This window comes from Paenibacillus cisolokensis, from assembly GCF_018403665.1.
In the GTDB taxonomy this organism is placed as follows: Bacteria; Bacillota; Bacilli; order Paenibacillales; family Paenibacillaceae; genus Paenibacillus_AH; species Paenibacillus_AH cisolokensis.
In genome coordinates this window covers 1-20,730 of sequence record NZ_BOVJ01000135.1, presented here as the reverse complement: position 1 = coordinate 20,730, position 20,730 = coordinate 1, and the positions used below count along the sequence as shown (strand labels likewise).

General features: G+C 48.5%; 12 protein-coding genes and 3 pseudogenes. 14 read left to right on the top strand and 1 reads right to left on the bottom strand.

The window, feature by feature from the left end:
* Positions 1-189 precede the first annotated feature (189 nt).
* From cdaA to glmS, 4 genes and pseudogenes are all read left to right on the top strand, one after another.
* Positions 190-1,032 (top strand): diadenylate cyclase CdaA, encoded by an 843-nt coding sequence (cdaA, locus tag PACILC2_RS18235; protein ID WP_213529954.1) that lies wholly within the window; start codon positions 190-192, stop codon positions 1,030-1,032.
* Entirely contained in the window at positions 1,025-2,500 is a 1,476-nt protein-coding gene (locus PACILC2_RS18230) for a CdaR family protein (protein ID WP_213529952.1), read from the top strand. Before cdaA ends, PACILC2_RS18230 begins: the two co-directional genes overlap by 8 nt.
* A 75-nt stretch (positions 2,501-2,575) precedes the next feature.
* Positions 2,576-3,915 (top strand): annotated as a pseudogene (gene glmM / locus PACILC2_RS18225) (phosphoglucosamine mutase).
* An 852-nt stretch (positions 3,916-4,767) separates the two neighbouring features.
* Positions 4,768-6,599, top strand: a pseudogene (gene glmS, locus PACILC2_RS18220) (glutamine--fructose-6-phosphate transaminase (isomerizing)).
* 527 nt (positions 6,600-7,126) lie between these two features.
* On the opposite strand, the gene PACILC2_RS29490 reads toward glmS, so the two are convergent.
* Positions 7,127-7,360: an IS3 family transposase gene (locus PACILC2_RS29490; RefSeq protein ID WP_213529950.1), complete on the bottom strand. Its 234-nt coding sequence runs from the start codon at positions 7,358-7,360 to the stop codon at positions 7,127-7,129.
* Positions 7,361-7,872: 512 nt separating this feature from the next.
* Here PACILC2_RS29490 and PACILC2_RS29485 point away from each other — a divergent pair.
* From PACILC2_RS29485 to PACILC2_RS18165, 10 genes and pseudogenes are all read left to right on the top strand, one after another.
* Positions 7,873-8,229 carry a Tn7-like element transposition protein TnsE gene (locus PACILC2_RS29485; RefSeq protein WP_213529948.1) on the top strand — a complete coding sequence of 119 codons (357 nt, stop codon included), beginning with the start codon at positions 7,873-7,875 and terminating at the stop codon, positions 8,227-8,229.
* 51 nt (positions 8,230-8,280) lie between these two features.
* Positions 8,281-9,912, top strand: coding sequence for a restriction endonuclease subunit S (locus PACILC2_RS18205; RefSeq protein WP_244863619.1), 1,632 nt, complete (start codon positions 8,281-8,283; stop codon positions 9,910-9,912).
* Positions 9,913-9,928: 16 nt separating this feature from the next.
* Positions 9,929-11,452, top strand: a complete 1,524-nt coding sequence (locus tag PACILC2_RS18200; protein ID WP_213529946.1) for a class I SAM-dependent DNA methyltransferase — start codon at positions 9,929-9,931, stop codon at positions 11,450-11,452.
* On the top strand, positions 11,442-12,563 hold the full coding sequence (locus tag PACILC2_RS18195) for a restriction endonuclease subunit S (RefSeq protein ID WP_244863618.1): 1,122 nt from the start codon (positions 11,442-11,444) through the stop codon (positions 12,561-12,563). The genes PACILC2_RS18200 and PACILC2_RS18195 overlap by 11 nt, the downstream gene beginning before the upstream one ends.
* A gap of 161 nt (positions 12,564-12,724) precedes the next feature.
* Positions 12,725-15,861: pseudogene (locus PACILC2_RS18190) on the top strand (type I restriction endonuclease subunit R).
* A 144-nt stretch (positions 15,862-16,005) separates the two neighbouring features.
* Complete coding sequence (locus tag PACILC2_RS18185) at positions 16,006-17,151, top strand: TRAFs-binding domain-containing protein (RefSeq protein ID WP_244863617.1); 1,146 nt, start codon at positions 16,006-16,008, stop codon at positions 17,149-17,151.
* Between the two features lie 13 nt (positions 17,152-17,164).
* Positions 17,165-17,659 carry a toll/interleukin-1 receptor domain-containing protein gene (locus tag PACILC2_RS18180; RefSeq protein WP_213529941.1) on the top strand — a complete coding sequence of 165 codons (495 nt, stop codon included), beginning with the start codon at positions 17,165-17,167 and terminating at the stop codon, positions 17,657-17,659.
* Positions 17,646-18,149, top strand: coding sequence for a TIR domain-containing protein (locus PACILC2_RS18175; RefSeq protein ID WP_244863616.1), 504 nt, complete (start codon positions 17,646-17,648; stop codon positions 18,147-18,149). Before PACILC2_RS18180 ends, PACILC2_RS18175 begins: the two co-directional genes overlap by 14 nt.
* 66 nt (positions 18,150-18,215) lie before the next feature.
* Positions 18,216-18,908: a toll/interleukin-1 receptor domain-containing protein gene (locus tag PACILC2_RS18170; protein ID WP_213529939.1), complete on the top strand. Its 693-nt coding sequence runs from the start codon at positions 18,216-18,218 to the stop codon at positions 18,906-18,908.
* A gap of 173 nt (positions 18,909-19,081) precedes the next feature.
* The coding region (locus PACILC2_RS18165) for a tetratricopeptide repeat protein (RefSeq protein ID WP_244863620.1) at positions 19,082-20,730 on the top strand (1,649 nt) is incomplete at its 3' end.

Sequence of the window (20,730 nt, the reverse complement as noted above, 5' to 3'; positions counted from 1 at the left end):
CGCGGGAAGGCTTTTTTCTTTTATAATAAAGGAATAAGGCATCTTATCTCGAAAACAATAAAGTTAAGTTGTCTGCCGTTTAGTTTGCCGGCAGGCTGCCATGATGGTAGGGAGGGCAATCGGTCGGAACCGTTAGAATAGATACCGCCTGTCATGGCGGACAAGGCACCGGCCTGTGGGGGTAGGCGAATGAACTATTTTGCCGATACGACATGGCATGATTGGATAAAAGATATTATTGACGTGGCGATTGTGAGCTTTATTATCTACAAGCTGATGGAGCTTGTTAGAGGAACGCGGGCCGTACAATTGCTCAAAGGGATATTGATGCTGGTGGCGACATGGGCGGTCAGCACCTGGTTCAATCTGTATACGTTGAAATGGTTGATGAACCAGATGTTTACGTTCGGCGTCGTCTCGGTGCTCATTATTTTCCAGCCGGAGCTGCGCCGCGCGCTCGAGCAACTCGGACGCGGCAAGCTGTTTTCCCGCTCTACCACGCTTGAGCGCGATATGGTGAACGAGTGCATCTCGGAAGTGATCAAGGCCGTCACGAATATGTCCGAGCGAAGAATCGGCGCGCTGATCGTGTTCGAGCGAAGCACAGGCGTGAACGAATTAATCGAGTCCGGCATACAGATGGAAGCCAAGGTCAGCTCGGAACTGCTGATTAACATTTTTACGCCCAACACGCCGCTGCATGACGGTGCGGTTATTATTCGGAACAATCAAATTATGGCGGCCGGTTGTTATTTGCCGTTGTCTGAAAACCCGTTTATCAGCAAGGAGCTGGGGACAAGGCATCGTGCCGCGATCGGCGTGAGCGAAGTTTGCGATGCCCTGGCGGTTGTCGTCTCGGAAGAGACGGGACAGGTGTCGCTGGCGCTGGGCGGCATGATCGTGCGCGACATTACGGAAGAATCGCTTATCTCGAAGCTGTTCGAAGAGCTGTACCAGGCTGCCAACTCGAAAGCGAAAGCGAAAGCGAAGGTTTCCTTCTGGAAGCGGAAAGGAGGGGACCGCCATGGATAAGTGGCTTAGCCATCCGACAGCGCTGAAAATCGTTTCCGCCGTTATCGGCGTCCTGCTCTGGGCGGTCGTCCATTTCGATCCGGAGGCCCCGCCGAACACCGTCGCATCGAATATGGAAACGAAAGTTATCGAGGCCGTCAAAATCGTGCCGATCGGAATGGACGAGAGCACGCATGTGCTGCGGTCGATGGAACCGAGCGTCGTCCGAATTCTCGTACGCGGCACGCGGACGAACCTGCTGTCGGCGAATGAAGACGAAGACTATCAGGTAACGGTCGATTTAACCGGTATTGTGGAAGGGAAATATACGTTGCCTTTGAAAGTGGGCCAGCTTCCCCGGGGAGTCGAACTGCTCGAAATGTCGCCGAACCGGACGACGGTACAGGTCGATGCGCTCATTACGAAGCCGTTCGATGTCACCATCGTGACCGAAGGAGAGCCGGAGGACGGTTATCTTGCGGGTACGCCGGTGCTGCATTCCGACAACCGGGTGGAAGTGACGCTGCCGAAAGACGACATGGCCAAGGTTGACCGGGTTGTGGCGCGTATCGATATTGCGGGCGCCGATAAGAGCATCAACGTGAAGCGGGTACCGCTCATCGCGCTGGATAAGCAAGGAAACGAGCTGACGAATGCGGTCATCCGGCCCGCCACGGCGGAAGTCGAAATTCCGATCACGAAAGAATACAAGGTTGTCCCGCTGCGGATCGGCTTGAGCGGGCAATTGCCCGAAGGCTTGAGCATTTCGTCGTTCAAACCGAATGTTAAAGAGGTGAAGCTGTTCGGTCCGAGGGAGGCGCTGGACAAAATCGACGTGTACGACGGCCCAAGCGTCAATTTGTCCGAAATTACGGAATCCGGCGTCATCGAGCTGACGCTTAATCCGGGCGGGGCCATTCAAGCCGTAGAACCGCAAAAAGTAACCGTGCAGGTCGAAGTTGTACCAATGGAGACTCGGTCGCTGGAAAAGATGCCGATCGAGATCGACAACGTTGCGGAGCAGTTCGATGCGACGGTGATCGAGCCGGCCTCGGGATTGGTGGATTTGCAGGTAAGAGGCGCCCCGGACATTCTGGCGAAGCTGCAGGTGAAGGATGTGCGCGTCTCTGTCGATGCCGACGGTCTTCGAGCCGGCCGGCATAAAGTGAAGCTGGACGTTGCGCTGCCGCCGTTCATCGAGCTTGTGTCCGCGAGCGTCGATTCGGCGACGGTTCAGATTACGGAGACGGCGCCCGTCATCGTCAAGCCGGATGAACCGGCGGGGCCCGATCCGCCTGCCAACGGGGAAGGCGAATCGGACGGCGCGGCGGATGAAAAGCCGAACGATCATGACGGAGATGGGAATACCGGCGAAACGGACGAAGACGGTTCCGATCCGACCGGAACGACCGGAACCGGCAGTCCGCCGGACAAGAACGATCCGCCCGCAAGTCGGGAGCCGGAAGAGGAAGCGCAGACGGGAACGTAAGGCGGCCGCGCGCCGGTCTTCTTACGTTTCGCCCGGATGCGGAAGGCCATTATATGCAAAAGGAGCAATGAATTCATGGGAAAGTATTTTGGAACGGACGGTGTCCGCGGTGTAGCGAATCGCGGGCTTACGCCTGAGCTTGCTTATAAAATCGGCCGCTGCGGCGGTTATGTATTGGCCGGACATACGGCCAGGCCGAAGGTTGTCATCGGACGCGATACCCGCGTCTCCGGCCCGATGCTGGAGGCGGCGCTGATCGCGGGGCTGACGTCTATCGGGGCAAACGTCGTAAGACTCGGCGTCGTGTCCACGCCTGCCGTCGCGTTTTTGACGCGGGAGATGAAAGCCGATGCTGGCGTCATGATTTCGGCATCGCATAATCCGGTAGAGGACAACGGCATCAAGTTTTCGGCGGTGACGGCTTTAAGCTGTCGGACGAGACGGAGCTTGAGATCGAACGCCTGATGGATGCGGAACGCGACGAACTGCCGCGCCCGGAAGGCGGGGAAATCGGGACGGTGACGGACGACACGGAAGCGAAACAGCGCTATCTGGCCTATTTGAAGACGACGATCTCCCATTCGTTCGAAGGCTTGAAGATCGTGCTCGACTGCGCCAACGGCGCCGCCTACGAGCTGGCTCCGCAGGTGTTCCGGGAGCTGGGAGCGCAAGTGGTGACGGTCGGCGCCGAGCCGAACGGTCTGAACATCAATGACGGCGTCGGATCGACGCATCCGGAGTTTTTGCGCGAGCGGGTGCTGGCCGAAGGCGCGGATTTCGGGCTGTCGTTCGACGGCGATGCCGACCGGCTTATCGCGATCGACAGCAACGGGGAAGAAGTAGATGGCGATTATATTTTATGCATTTGCGGCGAGGCGATGAAGCGGGCCGGGAAGCTGAAAGGCGACACAATCGTGACGACGGTGATGAGCAATATCGGGTTTTTCAAGGCGGCGGAGCGTCTCGGGCTGCAGACGGCGAAGACGGCCGTCGGCGACCGGTACGTGATGGAAGAGATGCGCCGCGGAGGCTACAACCTGGGCGGGGAGCAATCGGGACATGTGATTTTCCTCGATTACAATACGACTGGCGACGGCATTCTGACGGCGCTGCAGTTGGTCGATACGATTATCGCTTCCGGCCGGACGCTGGCCGAGCTGAAGACGATTATGCGCAAATATCCGCAGGTGCTCGTCAATGTGCGCGTCGCCGACAAGTCGCTGTTCAAGGACAATCAGGCGATTGCGGCGGTGATTCGCGAAGCGGAGGAGAAGCTTGGCGACAACGGCCGGGTGCTCGTACGCCCTTCCGGCACCGAGAACCTGATCCGCGTCATGGCCGAAGGGCCGGACAAAGCGGAGATCGAAGCTTACGTATCCCGCATTGCCGATGCGGTGAAGTCCGAGTTGGGGTAAGCTTCGGGGGACACGGGCATGCCGCAGCAGTGCCGTACTTCGAAGCGGGACGAGCGATCCGTTCGTTCGTCGGGTAAAATTACCAGGTGACTGTACTTGCGGATGTGCGGACATCCGCCCAGCGGCCCGCAAACGCGAACCACTGCGGACAGGTACGAGGCTTGCGGCATGGTCAAGACGTCTTCATTTGGCGCATCGGGCGCATCCGGGATTTTAGTTCGAAAGTTCAGGTTGCGCCGTGATGCAAAAATGAATATGATAGGAAATATGATTCCGGAAGAGAAAGCGAGGGCAGATCATTCCAACGTTTGACAAGCGCCAGAGCTTGCTGATGGAGATGACGGTCGCGTCATAAAGGCAAGCTGACGAGGTGGAGGTGTTCGAACTTGTTCGGCGGGGACCTCCCGGTTACGCATTCGAACCGTAAGCCGATACGTCAAAAGGAGACGGGCAACCGCTCTGACAAACGTTCGGCGGAATGCGCTTATGCAGGTTCAGGCAGCGGAAAGGGAACCGGGCCGGGACTTGTGCTGTTTTGCGGCTTTCCGGCGATCCGGCGATTCGTCCCGGATATCGGATTGGCTGTTGAAGCGCGGATTTATCGTTTTTACGGTCTTGGTATTTAATCGGATTGAATTTTTAGGACATGGATATTCGCAATAAAATGCGTGTTCCCCGAATGTCCTGGGATGCCGCTACCGGCGGACGCAGGCGATTTGGGGTGCGGAACGGCATCATAAGCGACAACAGATGATGCGAGAAGCGACAATTGAATAAAGAGCCTGTGTGCCGCATGGGGATGGGCGTCCGGGAGCGGGGGAATATTACCCGTAAACGGAGGTTTGTTCAAACATGTGTGGAATAGTGGGATATATCGGCAAGCGGGATTCACAGGATATTTTGATCGAAGGGCTTAAGAAGCTGGAGTACCGCGGCTACGATTCTGCCGGCATCGCCGTGTTCACGAAAGACGGTTTGTCGATTCGCAAGTCGAAAGGCCGTCTGGCCGTGCTGGAAGATAAGCTGCGCGGCGAACCGCTGCACGGTTCCGTCGGCATCGGGCATACCCGTTGGGCGACTCATGGCGAGCCGTCGGACGTCAATTCTCACCCGCATACGGATAATTCGTCGAAGTTTTCGGTCGTGCATAACGGCATTGTCGAAAACTATCTCGAGTTGAAAGAGGAATTGATCGAAAAAGGCCATCGCTTCGTGTCGGAAACCGATACGGAGGTCATTTCCCATCTCATTGCGGAAGAGTACGACGGCGACATCGTGCGCGCGGTGCAGCGCGCCGTCAAACGGATGCGCGGCGCGTTCGCGATCGGCGTATTGACGGAGTACGAACCGGAGAAGCTGGTGGCCGTCCGCTTTGCGAGCCCGCTCGTCATCGGTGTCGGCAAAGGCGAGAATTTTATCGGCTCGGATATTCCCGCCATTCTGGAATATACGCGGGATGTGTATATTTTGGAGGACGGAGAGATGGCCGTTCTGACTCGCGATGGTGTCGAAATCATGACGACCGACGGCGAATTTATTTCCAAGGAAATATTTCATGTCGATTGGGATTTGGTCACCGCGGAGAAAGCCGGATTCGATCACTTTATGCTGAAAGAAATTTTCGAGCAGCCGCAGGCATATCGCGACACGATGCGCGGACGGATCGGCGAAGACGGCCAATCGGTCGTGCTGAACGAGATCGGCATGACGGATGAAGAGATCAAGCGGATCGCCAAGGTTCATGTCGTCGCCTGCGGTACGGCCTACCATGCGGGACTTGTCGGCAAGTCGATTATCGAGTCGCTGGCGCGCATTCCGGTGGAGACGGATGTCGCATCGGAGTACCGCTACCGCTCGCCGATCATTACGCCGGATACGCTCGTGATCGTGGTCAGCCAATCGGGCGAAACGGCCGATACGTTGGCAGCGCTGCGCGAGGCGAAGCGCTGCGGAGCACGGGTGCTGGCGATTACGAACGTTGTCGGCAGCTCGGTAGCCCGCGAAGCGGACGACTGCATTATTACGTGGGCCGGACCGGAGATCGCGGTGGCCTCCACGAAAGCTTATACGTCCCAGTTAATTGCCTTCTATTTGCTTGGCCTGTATTTGGCGCAGATGCGCGGCACGATCGAGCGGGAGGAGATCGGACGGATTGTGGCCGCGATGCAGTCGCTGCCGGAGCAGGTCGAATCCATTCTGGAACAGAAGACCGTACTGTCCCAGGTCGCCAATCAATTGGCGAAGCATGATAATCTGTTCTTCATCGGCCGTGGCCTGGACTTTGCTGTCGCCCAGGAAGGCTCGCTCAAGCTGAAGGAGATTTCGTACATTCACTCCGAGGCCTATGCGGCCGGGGAGCTGAAGCACGGAACGCTGGCGCTCATCGAGGAGGGCGTTCCGGTCGTTGCTCTCATTACGCAGGAGGCGCTGTACGAAAAACGCTGAGCAATATCAAGGAAGTGAAGGCGCGCGGCGCCCGGGTCCTGGCGATCGTCGGAAGCGGCAGCGAGGACGAGATCGGCAAATCCGTCGACGAGCTGTTCGTCATTCCGAAGACGCTGCCGCTGCTGACGCCGGCGCTGTCCGTCGTCCCGCTGCAGCTGCTCGCCTACTACGCTTCGCTGGCGCGGGGGAACGATGTGGATAAACCGCGCAATCTGGCGAAAAGCGTGACAGTGGAGTGAGCGGGACGGGGTACTTGAATGTTTTTGTAGACAGCTAATAAATCCCGTCCTGGGGCAATAAAAAGTGTCCAGGGACAATCAATAATGTCCAAAAAGCCGAGCATGGTTAGGGGCTTGCCTTGATCCATGTTTGGCTTTTTCTTTTGTTGAAAAAGTACAGGGGAAGGGGGCAGGAACGAACACAGATATATCAAGAAATTTCCCAATATACCTTATCCTGCTATGACCCCGATTGAGCTTCCCCAGCTAACTACTCGAATTATTTCCCTGGACATTTCCAACGTTCCGTTTTCGTGCTCCCTTTCAACTTTTCGCCTAATTTCTTTCAAATCCATGGACACTTTTTATTTACTTACCAATTTTTACTAACTATTTCTTATGCCGCGAAGCCTTGTGCGGCAAGGGATTGGAGGCTTGGTGGGGATGAAGGGGGACGGACATGAATTATTGTCTCTTGATAATAATCAACAGAATCATAGAAATCGTTGTTCTTTCGTAGAATCGCTCCAATTTTCGAATCTATGGTACTACTGTTGGTGCCATGGCTTGACATGGAGAGCCTTACTCCGACGCCTACACGGAGACATGGAACTTGGAACGATCGCGAGCTCGGAGACCCACTTCGTGAACGAAATCGGAGACATCCGTTTCAAACGGCTGTGCTTTCTCCAGTTGTTATAGAAATCCATATAACGATCTACAACTGCGTAAGCTTCCTCAAAGGTCATAAATTCTTCTTTACTGAGCAACTCGCGTTCCATGTCACGTTCGAGGAGAACAATTCATATTTACGTCTTGGTTAAAGAGATCCTCGGAGTTAGCGGATTTAAACATCAGGCGGAGGAAATCGTATTTTGGCATTCATCGAAGAAGCGCTGCGAATCGATTTCGGGAGATAAACAAGTTCGAATAACACCCAAATCCGAGAATGAGGACTACATATTGATTAAAGCGAAAATGCCAGGGAAAATGCGAGGCAAGAAGTATTGGAGACCCCTCCTACGTTTATACGATTCTCCAATTACCCGAGAGTTACTACTCGTCAAGAGAAAGTAAGGCATTCCCATACCGGCAATGACGTGATCGTCACCTCCGGCAGAGGCGGGAAGAATTCAGGAGGACTAGAGGAAGTAAGCACACAGGATTCGATGGTCGGCGGCGATACGCCTCCAATCGATTTTCAGACGCTCGAAACCATACCGATCACAGAAGCATTCGGTCTTGAATCTTTTTTCGAGATGATTCAAAGCATGTCTTTCCCGGACATATCCGAATGTCTGTGCTCAGGGTTCCTCCCGGCAAAAGATTTTCTGTATGTCCAAACGGCTCCCGCCGGACTTGCGCGATCGTTCAGGCGGATAATGGTATCTTGACTAGGTTTGTTATCGAAGTGGCCAGGCCGGATGATTGGTCTATATCGACATTGATTCTTCACCTAATCCAGCAGACTTCAATAAAAACGATTGAGCGTGATATTAAGTTGCTTCTTGAAGGGCTTGTTCAAAAAAGCGGCCATTGGGACCAGAACGTTTTAAACCAATGCAACGGCTTAAATATCGAAAAGGTCAAGCAATATCAAAGCGCAATTAGGAATTGGGCGTATCGGATCAACGGAAAACTATTCGGTTAACGAGTTGGATGCTCTTACTCGATTTTTAGTATTGCAATACTTAATTCATACATGGTATTATTTAGGTGTCTTTTGGTAGTGGAAGAGGGTGATGAATTGATTGAATCTTTTTGGAATATCTGCTTGCTTCATGATATCTCAACCCGTGATCAGCTGCTTCGCGAAGCTATTCGAGTGAAGCGGACGCAACAGCTGTTGGACCAACAACAGTTGGAGGATGCATCACTTACGACTGAACCCGAGAAGTTGTTTCAATGGATGAAGGAACGCGCCTTAGAGAGGGAATTAGGCCATTTTCCCGGCGATCGGGATTTATTTTATAAACTGTACCAAACCGGCAAGGATATGGATCTGTTGGAATACGCCCTGTTAACGATCCAACAAGATCGGGTGACAGGCGGCATTATCGTCCATCCTGGAATCGTCGAGCGGTTCATCGACCGGTGTGAGCGGCGCAATGGCAAGAACCTTCTGATTGCAGAAGCGGAAAAGTATATCAAAGGACTCGTCGAAACGAAATGTTACCATCGCTCATGGACGATCACGTTGTTAACGGAAAACTACATCATCGGAAGATTGTTCAAGACGTATTTCGAGTCCTGTTCGAATATCCACGTTGTACAAGGTTCCATTTATCAGCCATTGCCTTTGGATCGTCAATTCGATGCGATCCTTGCGATGCCGAATTTTGGGATGAAAATGAACGATGAAAATGTTGCTGTTCGGGAATCCGAAGGCGCAGCGGCCAGCTACCTACTTCCGCTCTTGCAGGATGGTGGCATAATGAGCGTGACCTTTCCTGCGCGAATGCTGTTTCAATCCGGCGCGATCGCAAGCTGGCGAAAACAAATGAATGAACTGGCGCCGGTGCAATCGATCTATTCGCTTCCGGACGGATTGTTTCGCCCCTACACTTCCGTCAAGACATACCAGGTTGATTTCGGTAAAGCGCCTGCGGAAGAAGTGATCCTCGGGCGGCTGCATATGGAGAAGTCGAAGCTCGTGGTGGACCGGGAGATTTCCATCCACCCCGACCCGTTCCGACAGCTGGATCATTGGCGGATCGAATTGCTGCTGGATGAAGATCAGGATACGCTGCGTTCGTTCCAGCAAGCTGCGACCCCGAAAGTGAAGCTGCGCGATGTGGCGGATATTTTTCGCGGCAAATCGGTTCTTAAGCAGGATCTAAGGCCCGGAAACATTAAGGTGCTGAATATTTCCAATTTGGACGATGGCGAAGTGTTATTGGATCAGCTTGAGACGATTGACGAGGAAGAGCGGAAAGTGAAGCGCTACGAGATTCTCCCCGGCGATCTGGTCATGACGTGCCGGGGGACCGTGAATAAGCTGGCTGTTTTTCCCGAGGCCCAAGGGATGGTCATCGCTTCTGCGAATATTTTGGTCATCCGTTTCAAGTCGGCGATCAAGAGCCATTTCGCCAAAATGTTTCTGGAAAGCCCGGTCGGTACGGCGCTCATTCAAAGTTTCCAGCGGGGAACGACCGTGATGAACTTGAATCCGGCGGATGTGGCGGAAATGGAATTGCCTCTGGTACCCGAAAACAAACAACAAGAATTAATACAGCGATATACCCAGGAGAAGGAACGATATAAAGAAGTTGTACGGGAAGCGGCTAACCGCTGGGAACGAGTGAAAAATCAGTTATACGAGCAACTCTATTGAGGAGGAATTCTGGACAATGGCAACCGCGAATATCGGGTTTGAAGAAAAACTTTGGAGCATGGCTGATAAGCTACGTGGCAGCATGGATGCGGCGGAGTATAAGCATGTGGTACTCGGTCTTCTGTTCCTGAAATATGTTTCTGATGCATTTGAAGAGAAATACGAAGCGTTGAAAAACGAGCCATATGCCGATCCTGAAGATCGGGACGAATATGTGGCAGCGAACATTTTCTGGGTACCTAAAGAGGCGCGTTGGAGTCATATCAAGGATAATGCGAAAAAACCGGAAATCGGTCAAATCATCGACAACGCCATGATCGCGATCGAGAAAGAAAACCCGTCGCTGAAAGGCGTGCTGCCGAAAGATTACGCCAGGCCGGCGCTCGATAAAACCCGTCTTGGCGAAGTCATCGACCTATTCTCGTTCAAAGTCGGTGACGAAGAAAGCCGTTCGAAAGACGTTCTGGGCCGAGTATATGAGTACTTTCTTAGCAAATTTGCCAGCGCGGAAGGCAAGAACGGCGGGGAATTCTATACGCCGACAAGCGTTGTCCGGCTGCTCGTCGAGATGATCCAACCTTTCAAAGGTCGCGTGTACGACCCCTGCTGCGGTTCCGGCGGCATGTTCGTGCAAAGCGAAAAGTTTGTGGAAGAACATCAGGGGCGCATCGGCGATATCGCGGTTTATGGGCAAGAGTCGAACCCGACGACGTGGCGGCTGTGCAAAATGAACCTGGCGATCCGCGGCATCGACGGCAACCTAGGCGAGCATCATGCGGATACATTCCATAACGACTTACATAAAAATCTGAAAGCCGACTTCATTCTGGCGAATCCGCCGTTCAACATCAGCGACTGGGGCGGCGAACGGCTGGCGGAGGATGCGCGGTGGACGTACGGTGTTCCGCCGGCAGGTAACGCGAACTATGCCTGGATTCAGCATATTGTGCACAAGCTTGCACCGAGCGGTGTGGCCGGTTTCGTACTTGCGAACGGTTCTATGTCGACGAGCACGACGGCTGAATTTGAAATCCGCAGCAAACTGGTGAATGCCGATCTGGTAGATTGCATCGTCACCTTGCCGGGGCAATTGTTCTATTCAACACAAATCCCGGTTTGCCTTTGGTTCATCGCCAAGAACAAGGCCCCGCGGGGATGGCGGGATCGCCGCGGTGAAATCCTGTTCATTGATGCCCGCAAAATGGGCCACATGGTAGACCGGACACACCGCGAATTAAGCACGGAGGACATTCGGAAGATCGTTGATACGTACCATGCATGGCGCGGACAGCCAGAAGCCGGAACCTACGAAGATGTGAAAGGCTTCTGCAAAGCGGCCAAGCTCGCGGAAGTACAGGAGCACGAGTATATTTTGACGCCGGGCCGTTATGTTGGGATTGAAGAAGTGGAAGAAGACGACGAACCGTTCGAGGACAAAATGGCGCGGCTGACAGCGGAACTGGCGGAACAGTTCGCCAAGTCCCGGCAGCTGGAAGATGAGATTCGCAAGTGTCTTGGGGGGATCGGGTTTGAGTTTTAAATGGGAAACAAAAAAACTTGAAGATGTTTCAATAAATCTAAATAATAAACGTGTTCCTTTATCATCAAGGGAAAGAGAACAGTTGAAAAAGATATATCCATATTATGGTGCGCAGGGTATTATCGATTACGTTGATAGTTACATTTTTGATGGCGAGTTTTTGCTTATTGCAGAAGATGGAGAAAATTTAAAATCAAGAAAACAAAATATTGCTAATATTGCAAAAGGGAAGTTTTGGGTAAATAATCACGCCCATATTTTATTAAACAATAAGGATTCAGACCTCTACTACCTATATTATTATCTTAACAGTATTGATATTAGCGGATATATCACAGGATCCGTTCAACCCAAGCTGTCGAAAGCTAATTTAAATTCGATAAGAATATTGCTTCCACCTATACTAGAGCAAAAAGGTATCGCAAATATATTACGAGCTTTGGACGATAAAATTGAACTCAACAACGCCATCAACAAAAACCTTGAAGAAATGGCCCAAGCCCTTTTTAAACGTTGGTTTGTGGACTTCGAGTTTCCAAATGAAAACGGGGAACCGTATAAGTCTAGCGGTGGCGAGTTTGAGGAAAGTGAGTTAGGGCTGATTCCCAAAGGCTGGAGGGTTGGGAGAGCAACCGATATATTTGATGTACAGAGTGGAGGTACACCGAGGACGAGTACATCGGAATATTGGAATGGGGAAATTCCTTTTTTTACTCCAAAAGATTGTTCCAACTCTTCTTATGTAATCAACACAGAGAAAACCATTACTGAAGATGGATTAAACAATTGCAACAGTAAGTTGTACAAAATTGATACTGTATTTATAACCGCAAGGGGAACTGTTGGAAAAGTCGCACTTGCAGGTAGGGACATGGCGATGAATCAATCCTGCTATGCCCTTTTGGCGAAAAACGGCTATACCCAGAAGTACGTCTTTCATCAGACACAACAACTAATTAATGTTTTACGAAAAAACGCTAGTGGCGCAGTGTTTGATGCAATAACAGTTTCAACTTTTCAAAACTTGAAAACTATTTTGCCTGATACTGCACTGGTAATGAAGTTCGATGAGCTAGTCAATGAACTTTACTCGTTGATGCTTGAAAAATAAATGAAATTCAAAATTTGCAGCACATCCGCGACACCCTTCTCCCCAAACTGATGTCCGGTGAGATCCGTGTCCCTGTCGAGCGGGATCACAGCGCTCCCGATCTGCCAATGGTTGCAGAGAGCAGTGCAATATACCAACCCTAACCCAAAGGAGGTGCAACGATGGCCTACTATACCACATCCTATACCGAAAGCGACCTGGAGCAGGCTGCATTGGAATGGTTCGAGGAACTGAACTACGAGAAAGCTTACGGTCCGGACATTTCCCCCGAAGGTGAGTATCCCGAACGGCAATTTTACCATGACGTCATCCTGAAAGACAGGCTGCGCGATGCATTAATTCGCATAAATAAACGTTTGCCGCGCGAAGCCATCGAGGAAGCGATCCGCATCATTGAAGTGCCGCGCAGTCCGAGCCTCCTGATCAACAACAAGGCGTTCCAGAAAATGATCACCGATGGAATCGATGTTCAGTATAGAGCGGCTAATGGCGAATATCCGACGGAAAAAGTATGGTTGTTCGACACCGACCCGGACCGAATCGGTAACAACGATTTTCTTGTCGTCAACCAGTTTACCGTCGTCGAGAATCAGGGGGAGAAGCGCCCGGATATTGTGGTGTTCGTGAACGGCTTGCCGATCGCCGTACTCGAGTTGAAAAGCGCCTCCAACGAAGAAGTCGGGATCAGCGACGCCTACAATCAGATGCAATCGTACAAAAGCGCCATACCATCCCTGTTTACCTACAACTCGTTCCTCGTTATCAGTGACGGCGTGAATGCCAGGGTCGGCACGCTGACAGCGAACGAAGACCGCTTTATGATGTGGCGCACGATCGACGGCGATGACGTGGCCCCCTCCTCCCTGCCCCAGCTCGAAGTGCTGATTAAAGGGATGTTTGAAAAAGCCGGCTGCTCGACATCATCAAGCATTTCGTGCTGTTTCAGACCGACGGGGAGCATCTGTTCAAAATATTGGCCGGATACCACCAATACCACGCTACCAACAAAGCGATTGCGAGCACGCAGCGAGCGACGATGGATGAAGGGGACCGCAAAATCGGTGTCATCTGGCATACGCAAGGCTCCGGCAAAAGCTTGTCCATGGTATTCTACGCGGGCAAACTCGTGCTGACGTTGAACAATCCGACGATCGTGGTTGTGACGGACCGGAATGACCTGGACGATCAGCTGTTCAGCACGTTCAGCAAATCGAAGGACTTGCTTCGGCAGACGCCTCAGCAAGCGGAGAACCGGGCGCATCTGCGTCAACTCTTGTCGGTGGAGTCGGGCGGGATCATTTTCACAACGGTACATAAGTTCACCCCCGAAGAAAATGAAGGCAAGTATCCTGTGCTGACGGAACGCCGCAACGTCATCGTGATCGCAGACGAGGCGCATCGCAGCCAGTACGGGTTTCAGGCGGAAATGGTCTCCGGGGATGATGAAGCGACAATCAAGTACGGCTATGCCAAGTATATGCGCGATGCGCTGCCGAACGCTTCTTTTATCGGTTTTACCGGAACACCGGTAGAGCTGACGGACAAAAATACGCCTGCCGTCTTCGGGGACTACATCGATATTTACGATATGACCCGTGCCGTAGAAGACGGAACAACGGTCAAAATCTATTACGAAAGCCGCATTGCTCGCCTGGAGTTGTCGGAGGCAGAGCGCCCGGTCATCGACAGCGAGTATGAGGAAATTACGGAGTATCAGGAATACACCCAGCGAGAACGTTTGAAGTCGCGTTGGGCCCGGCTTGAAGCGTTGGCGGGTGCGGAGAAACGGGTCAAGAAAGTCGCACAGGATATCGTCGAACATTTTGAGCAGAGGCAGAAAGCCGGTTTCGGCAAAGCGATGATCGTCGTGATGTCGCGGCGGATTGCCATTGATATGTACAAAGCGATTGCAGCGCTCCGACCGGATTGGCACAGCGACGACGACAACGAAGGCAAGATCAAAATCGTCATGACCGGAAGTTCCAGCGACCCGGAAGAGTGGCAACCGTTTATCGGGAACAAGCGGCGCCGTGAACATTTGGCGAAACGGATGAAGGATGTGAACGATCCACTACAGATCGTGATTGTCCGCGATATGTGGCTCACCGGGTTTGACGTGCCAAGCATGAATACGATGTATATCGACAAGCCGATGAAAGGCCATAACCTGATGCAGGCGATCGCCCGCGTAAATCGGGTATTCCGCGACAAGCCGGGCGGTCTGATTGTCGATTATATCGGGATTGCGGATTTGCTGAAATCAGCGCTTCAACAATATACGGAAAACGACCGAAAAACCGCAGGCATCGACACGGACCAAGCCGTTGATTTCATGCTGGAAAGGCTGCAGCTCATTCGCGAACTGCTGCATGGGTATGACTACCGCAAATTTGCTTCGGAGAAAGCATCCGAACGCATGAAAGCGATCGTCGAGACGGTCGACTATGTTCTCGGGTTGGGTGAAGAAGGCAAGCGGAACTTCCTGAATTGGACGACGGAATTGGCGAGAGCCTTCTCGCTCTGTGCGACGACCCGCGCTGCGGAGGAGGTCAATGTCGAGATCAGCTTCTTCAAAGCGGTTAAATCTGGTATTATCAAGCTGATAACGGACGAAAACAAGAAGAAAACGACGAAAGAACTCGACGCCGAATTGAATCAGCTGATCTCGAAGTCGGTCGTATCCGATGAAGTGGTCGATATTTTGGAAGCGGTAGGCTTGCAGAAACCGAACATTGCGATATTATCGGATGAATTCCTGGAGCATGTGCGCGGATTGAAGCAGAAGAACCTGGCGGTGGAGCTTCTCCGCAGGCTGCTTCAAGGGAAAGTGAAGGCTGTATCCCGGACCAGTATCGTTCAATCGAAGAAATTTTCCGAGATGCTGGAGGAAGCCATCCGGAAATACAACAACCGCACCATCGAAACGACTCAGGTCATCGAAGAGCTCATTCAGATGGCCAAAGAGATGAACGCGGCTGTTAAGCGCGGCGAAGATCTCGGTCTAATCAAGGAAGAACTGGCCTTCTATGACGCTCTAGCTTCGAACGAATCGGCCAAAGAACTAATGGGCGATCTCATGTTGAAGCAGATCGCACACGAACTGACCCAAGCGATAAAGAGCAACATCAAGGTCGACTGGACGCTTCGCGAAAACGTGCGAGCACAGATGAGAATTACGGTTAAGCGGCTGCTGAAGAAATACGGTTACCCGCCTGATTTGGAGAAGATGGCGATTGATCTGGTGCTTCAACAGGCGGAATTGATGGCACAGGCGGAGACAGAAGAATTTAAATATTAACTGACATCGGGGCGTAACTGACATTAGATTATTGGTTACGCCCTTTTATTTTCGGGAGGGTCAATATTTTATGTCTGAAAAATTTGTTTCGTTGTAATGGGCTATGGAGTTAAAACGGATTATTCAACGGGCAGAGATCTTGACTTGGATAAGACATACCGCAATATAGTCAAGCCTGCAGTCGAAGAAGCTGGCCTGAAGTGTATTCGGGCCGATGATTTAAAACACTCAGGGATCATTGATGTGCCTATGTACTATTACTTATTTGCTGCTGATGTTGTTGTAGCGGATTTGTCCGCATACAATCCTAATGCTTTTTATGAATTAGGCATCAGACATGCACTGAAACCGTATACAACAATCGCAATAGCAGAGAAAGAGCTTAAGTATCCATTTGATTTAAACCACATCGTTATTCGTCCTTATGAACATTTAGGTAAAGGTATAGATCATGATGAGGTTGTGCGGTTCCGTGGCGAACTTAAAGAGGCAATAGAGCAAATCTTAAGTACTCCTAATATCGATAGTCCTGTTTATACATTTTTAAATGACTTAACACCTCCAGCCTTGCGCAAAGCACCAGATATAGATGCTTCAAATCCAAGAGACTCATTAAGCTCAATCTTGGATTTTGCCCAATCTGCCTTAGATAAAAACGATTTTTTGGGTGCTAAAAGTTTATTTCAAGCAGCTTTGGTGATAGACCCCAATAGTACATTTATCAAACAGAGAATCGCACTGTCAACTTATAAGAGTAAGCATCCGGATGTTCTTACATCGTTATATGAGGCCTATGACGTATTACAAACACTTGAACCTCAGGTTACAACAGACCCTGAAACTTTGGGACTTCTTGGAGCTGTTTGTAAAAGACTATGGGAATCAACTGAAGATAAAGCTTGGTTGGATAAATCGATTTTTTATTACGAGAAAAGCTTCTACATTAAAAATGATTATTATAACGGGATAAATTATGCGTATCTCCTTAATGTAAGAGGTAACATTAGTGACAAGATTAATGCTATTGCAGATTATGTGCTGGCAACTAGAGCGCGGCAAAAAGTTATTTCAATTTGTGAGTCATTACTTGAGTACAACTTTGAAAGCAGAGGCGACAGATATTGGATACTCGCTACGCTAGAAGAAGCTTATTTTGGCATTGGAGATCAAGTAAAATATTCGGAAACAAAAGCGCGTGCTGAGTCAATAGTAATTGGAAAATGGCAAAGGGAAACTACTGAAGAACAAATAGGAAAATTAGCAGCATTATTAGCAAAATCACCATTTTAATACGGAGGGCATTATGACTAGAATTTTTATATCCCATAAGAAAGAAGATTCTGATCAAGCTGAAAGTATTGCTTTCCAGCTTCGTCGAAGCGGAATAAAAGTATACTTGGATGTGTTAGATCCTCATTTGCAAAATAGCAGTGAGGAACTTACAAAATATATTCAAAACAGATTAAATCAATGTACCCATTTGTTGGCGGTTCTTTCATACAATACTAGACTTTCATGGTGGGTACCATTTGAAATAGGCATCGCTACTGAAAAAATGTATCCTATTTCAAGTTATCTTACAACCGTGTTAAAGAGTGATATCCCCGAATATCTGTGGAAATGGCCTGTATTAAGGAACTCAGAAGATTTACAAAAATACATTTCGTTATTAAGTAAATCCTCTACTATTCTGTTAAATGAAGAAAAGAAGCACTGGGAGTTCTCCTCCAAAGGGGTTCCACAGAATTATGCAGATGCTTTTCATAGAAGGTTAAAAATAAACCTTGGACAACCTTAAAAAGCGAGGGATGACTATGGGGTTACCTAGAACTTTTATTGGATTCAGCAGTACAGATATTCATTACTATAGACTAATGCAAGCGTGGAAGCAGAATGAGAGAATTGATTTTCATTTTACAGACTGTCAGTTACATTCTGAGATTGATTCCGAAAATGAAGCATATATAAAACGTCGTTGCCGGGAACGTATTAATATGGCGGGATACTATATCATGCTTATTGGTGAGGATACTCGATACAAGCATAAGTATGTTCGGTGGGAAGCCGAAGTCGCTAAAGAAAAGGGATGCACAATAATCGGGGTAAATCTTAATAAATCAAGAAGTTTTGATAATGAACGGACTCCTGCAGTTATAAAAAACATTGGTGCTGTTTTCGTTACATTGCATCCCAAAATAATTAAGTACGCACTTGAAAACTACAAAATGAAGGATTCAGGCGATTATGTTTATAAAGATTCTTTATATCAGGAACTGGGCATAGTTTAGATCGATAGTACTACTACAATGAATAAGCAAGATATACCATCATAATTCATAATAGTGGAGGTTGATATGGTGAAGGTATTTCTTTCACATTCGAGTAAAGATAAAGTCATAGTCGAAAAAGTTTGGAGCAGATTGAGCCCTAAATGCTCGTGGTTAGATAAAGTAGAGATTGACACTGGAGAAATAATATTAGAGAAAATTTCAAACGGAATTGAAAAGGCAACAGATTTTTTGTTGTTTTGGAGCGAATATGCAGCTAAATCGAGTTGGGTGAGACTCGAGTTACATATGGCTTTTATTCGTTATTTGGATGATAATGGTTGTAGATTACGAGTGGTTTGTCTCGATGAGACAGAATTGCCTCTATATTTGCGTCCATTTCTTTTCATGAAACTCGGCGAAAATATAGATGAATTTCTGCAAAATCTTGAAAGTATGTTATTAACAAGGGCTGAATCAAGAGCAAGGAGATCGAAGTTTGTTAATAGAACAAATGAATTAGGTAGGATTGAAACGGCAATTGATGACGATGATATTAGAATAATTACTTTATTTGGAATCCACGGAATTGGAAAAAAGTCAGTAGTAAAGAGAGTGAAGGATATACTTTTTGAAGAGGCTAATTTTGTGGGTATACAAGTGAAGCCAGGTTTAGATCTTGTTGCACTCTCGTTAGAATTAGCTTCAAAGGCTAAAGAAACTATACCACCACTCTTTAAAAATGAAATGGAAGTAAAAAATTCCTCGCAAAAGTCATAGAAATACTTCATTCTAAAGGATTTATTATTGCGTTTTTTGATATTCAATATTGGTTAGAAGAAGAAGGGGATCTTGGAAAGGAATTAGAATTCCTTTTTGAATTAGTTCAGGGGACAAGTGCATTCCATAAAAGACCACTATTTTTTACAACCACAAGGCACTTAGTTTTGGGTATGGAATTTGCGAAGTACCACCAAACGATCCGCCTAGAGGCTATAAATGAAGACCATCTAGTGACTATTATTAATAATAATTTGGAGATTCAGACTGGAAGAACAGAGGAAAAAGAAAAAATAATACCTATAGCAAGAATGCTGTTTGGCTACCCACTTGCTGCAAGAATTATAGCATCAATGATCGATAAATATGGGGCAGAACATTTAATAAATTTCCCATCAGAGATTGTAAATTTAAGGGTCGACATTGCTAAATATTTATTGGGTGAAATTAAATTATCTCATAATGCAGTAAGGCTTCTCGAGACAATCTCTCTTGTAGACGGTCCTTTACCAGGTGAAGATATTGCACAAGTTCTAGAGTTTGATGATGAATTATTTAGAAGTACTGTTGATGAGGCGCTTTCAGCTGGATTGATAACTCATGATGAAGGTTTCTTCAAAGTACACCCCTTAGTTCAAGATTATTATTTTAGAAGCATTTCAAATGGTGCAGGTTTCTCGGAATTTGCAGGAAAAGTGGCTATAATTGCAAAAGAAAGGTTACAGAGTTTTCAAGTTGGCAGTCCGTTTCACTCCAAACTATTGCCTTGTGTATTTAGATTAGTAGCTCTTTCTGGAGATTATAAAGAGGCAATTTCTCTAAGAAGTGACTTACTCGGTTACCTTGGGCAAGTTGTGAAAGATTTATATGATAGTAGAGAGTATAAATTGGCCCTCCAATATGCTGAACTGATTATTGGAAATAACCCTGATAATTGGAATGTCAGACTTTATTCTGCTCGCTGTTTAATACGGTTAGATCGAGCCCATGAGGCTGAACCAGTTTTGTTACAAATGAACAAAGAAAGACCAAAGGATGTTACAGTTCTTCATGCTTTAGGTAGGCTTGAAATGTCAAGAAATCAGTGGGAACCGGCATTAAAGTGGTTTTCCTTGGCGATTACTGAACGTGGCGATCATCTACCTAGCATTAGAGATTCAGCCGAATGCTATTACCAATTGGGTGACTTAACTCAATCAGAAGGTTATGTGAGGCGTGCCAAAGAGATTGATGCAATGAATCCGTTTGTCTTACAAGTGGAATCAAAAATATTTGAAGAACGAGGGGATTATGACTCCGCTTACTATATTATGAGCAGGGCATTATCATTAGATAAAAATAATCCCTCATTTAATCATCGGATGGGAAGGATAGCTGAATTAAAGGGGGATACGGATGCTGCTAAGGAACACTATACTATGGCGATTAAAACAGATAGTAAATTCTTTGAATCAAGATTGTCATTGGTTAATTTAAAAATCGATTTGTTTGAATTTGATGGTGTAGAAGATGAGTTAGATGCTTTAGAGAAAATCGTACCAGGTAGAAAACAAGATGTACTTAGAAACGTTAGGGCAAAATTCCTCATCAATTATAAAGATGATTTAAATACTGCAGCAAAGCTTGTTGATATTAACATAAAATACAGTCGGGAGCCCCACAGTTTTGCCATAAGAGCACGAATAGAAATCATGAGAAGCGAACTTCAGAGATCACTTGGTTATTTTGCACTATCTGAACAACATATAAAAAATGCTCTTCAGATAATAAGTAGCGGTAAAGAAATTTTTGGCGATAATAAGATGAGCCTTTTGCATAATTT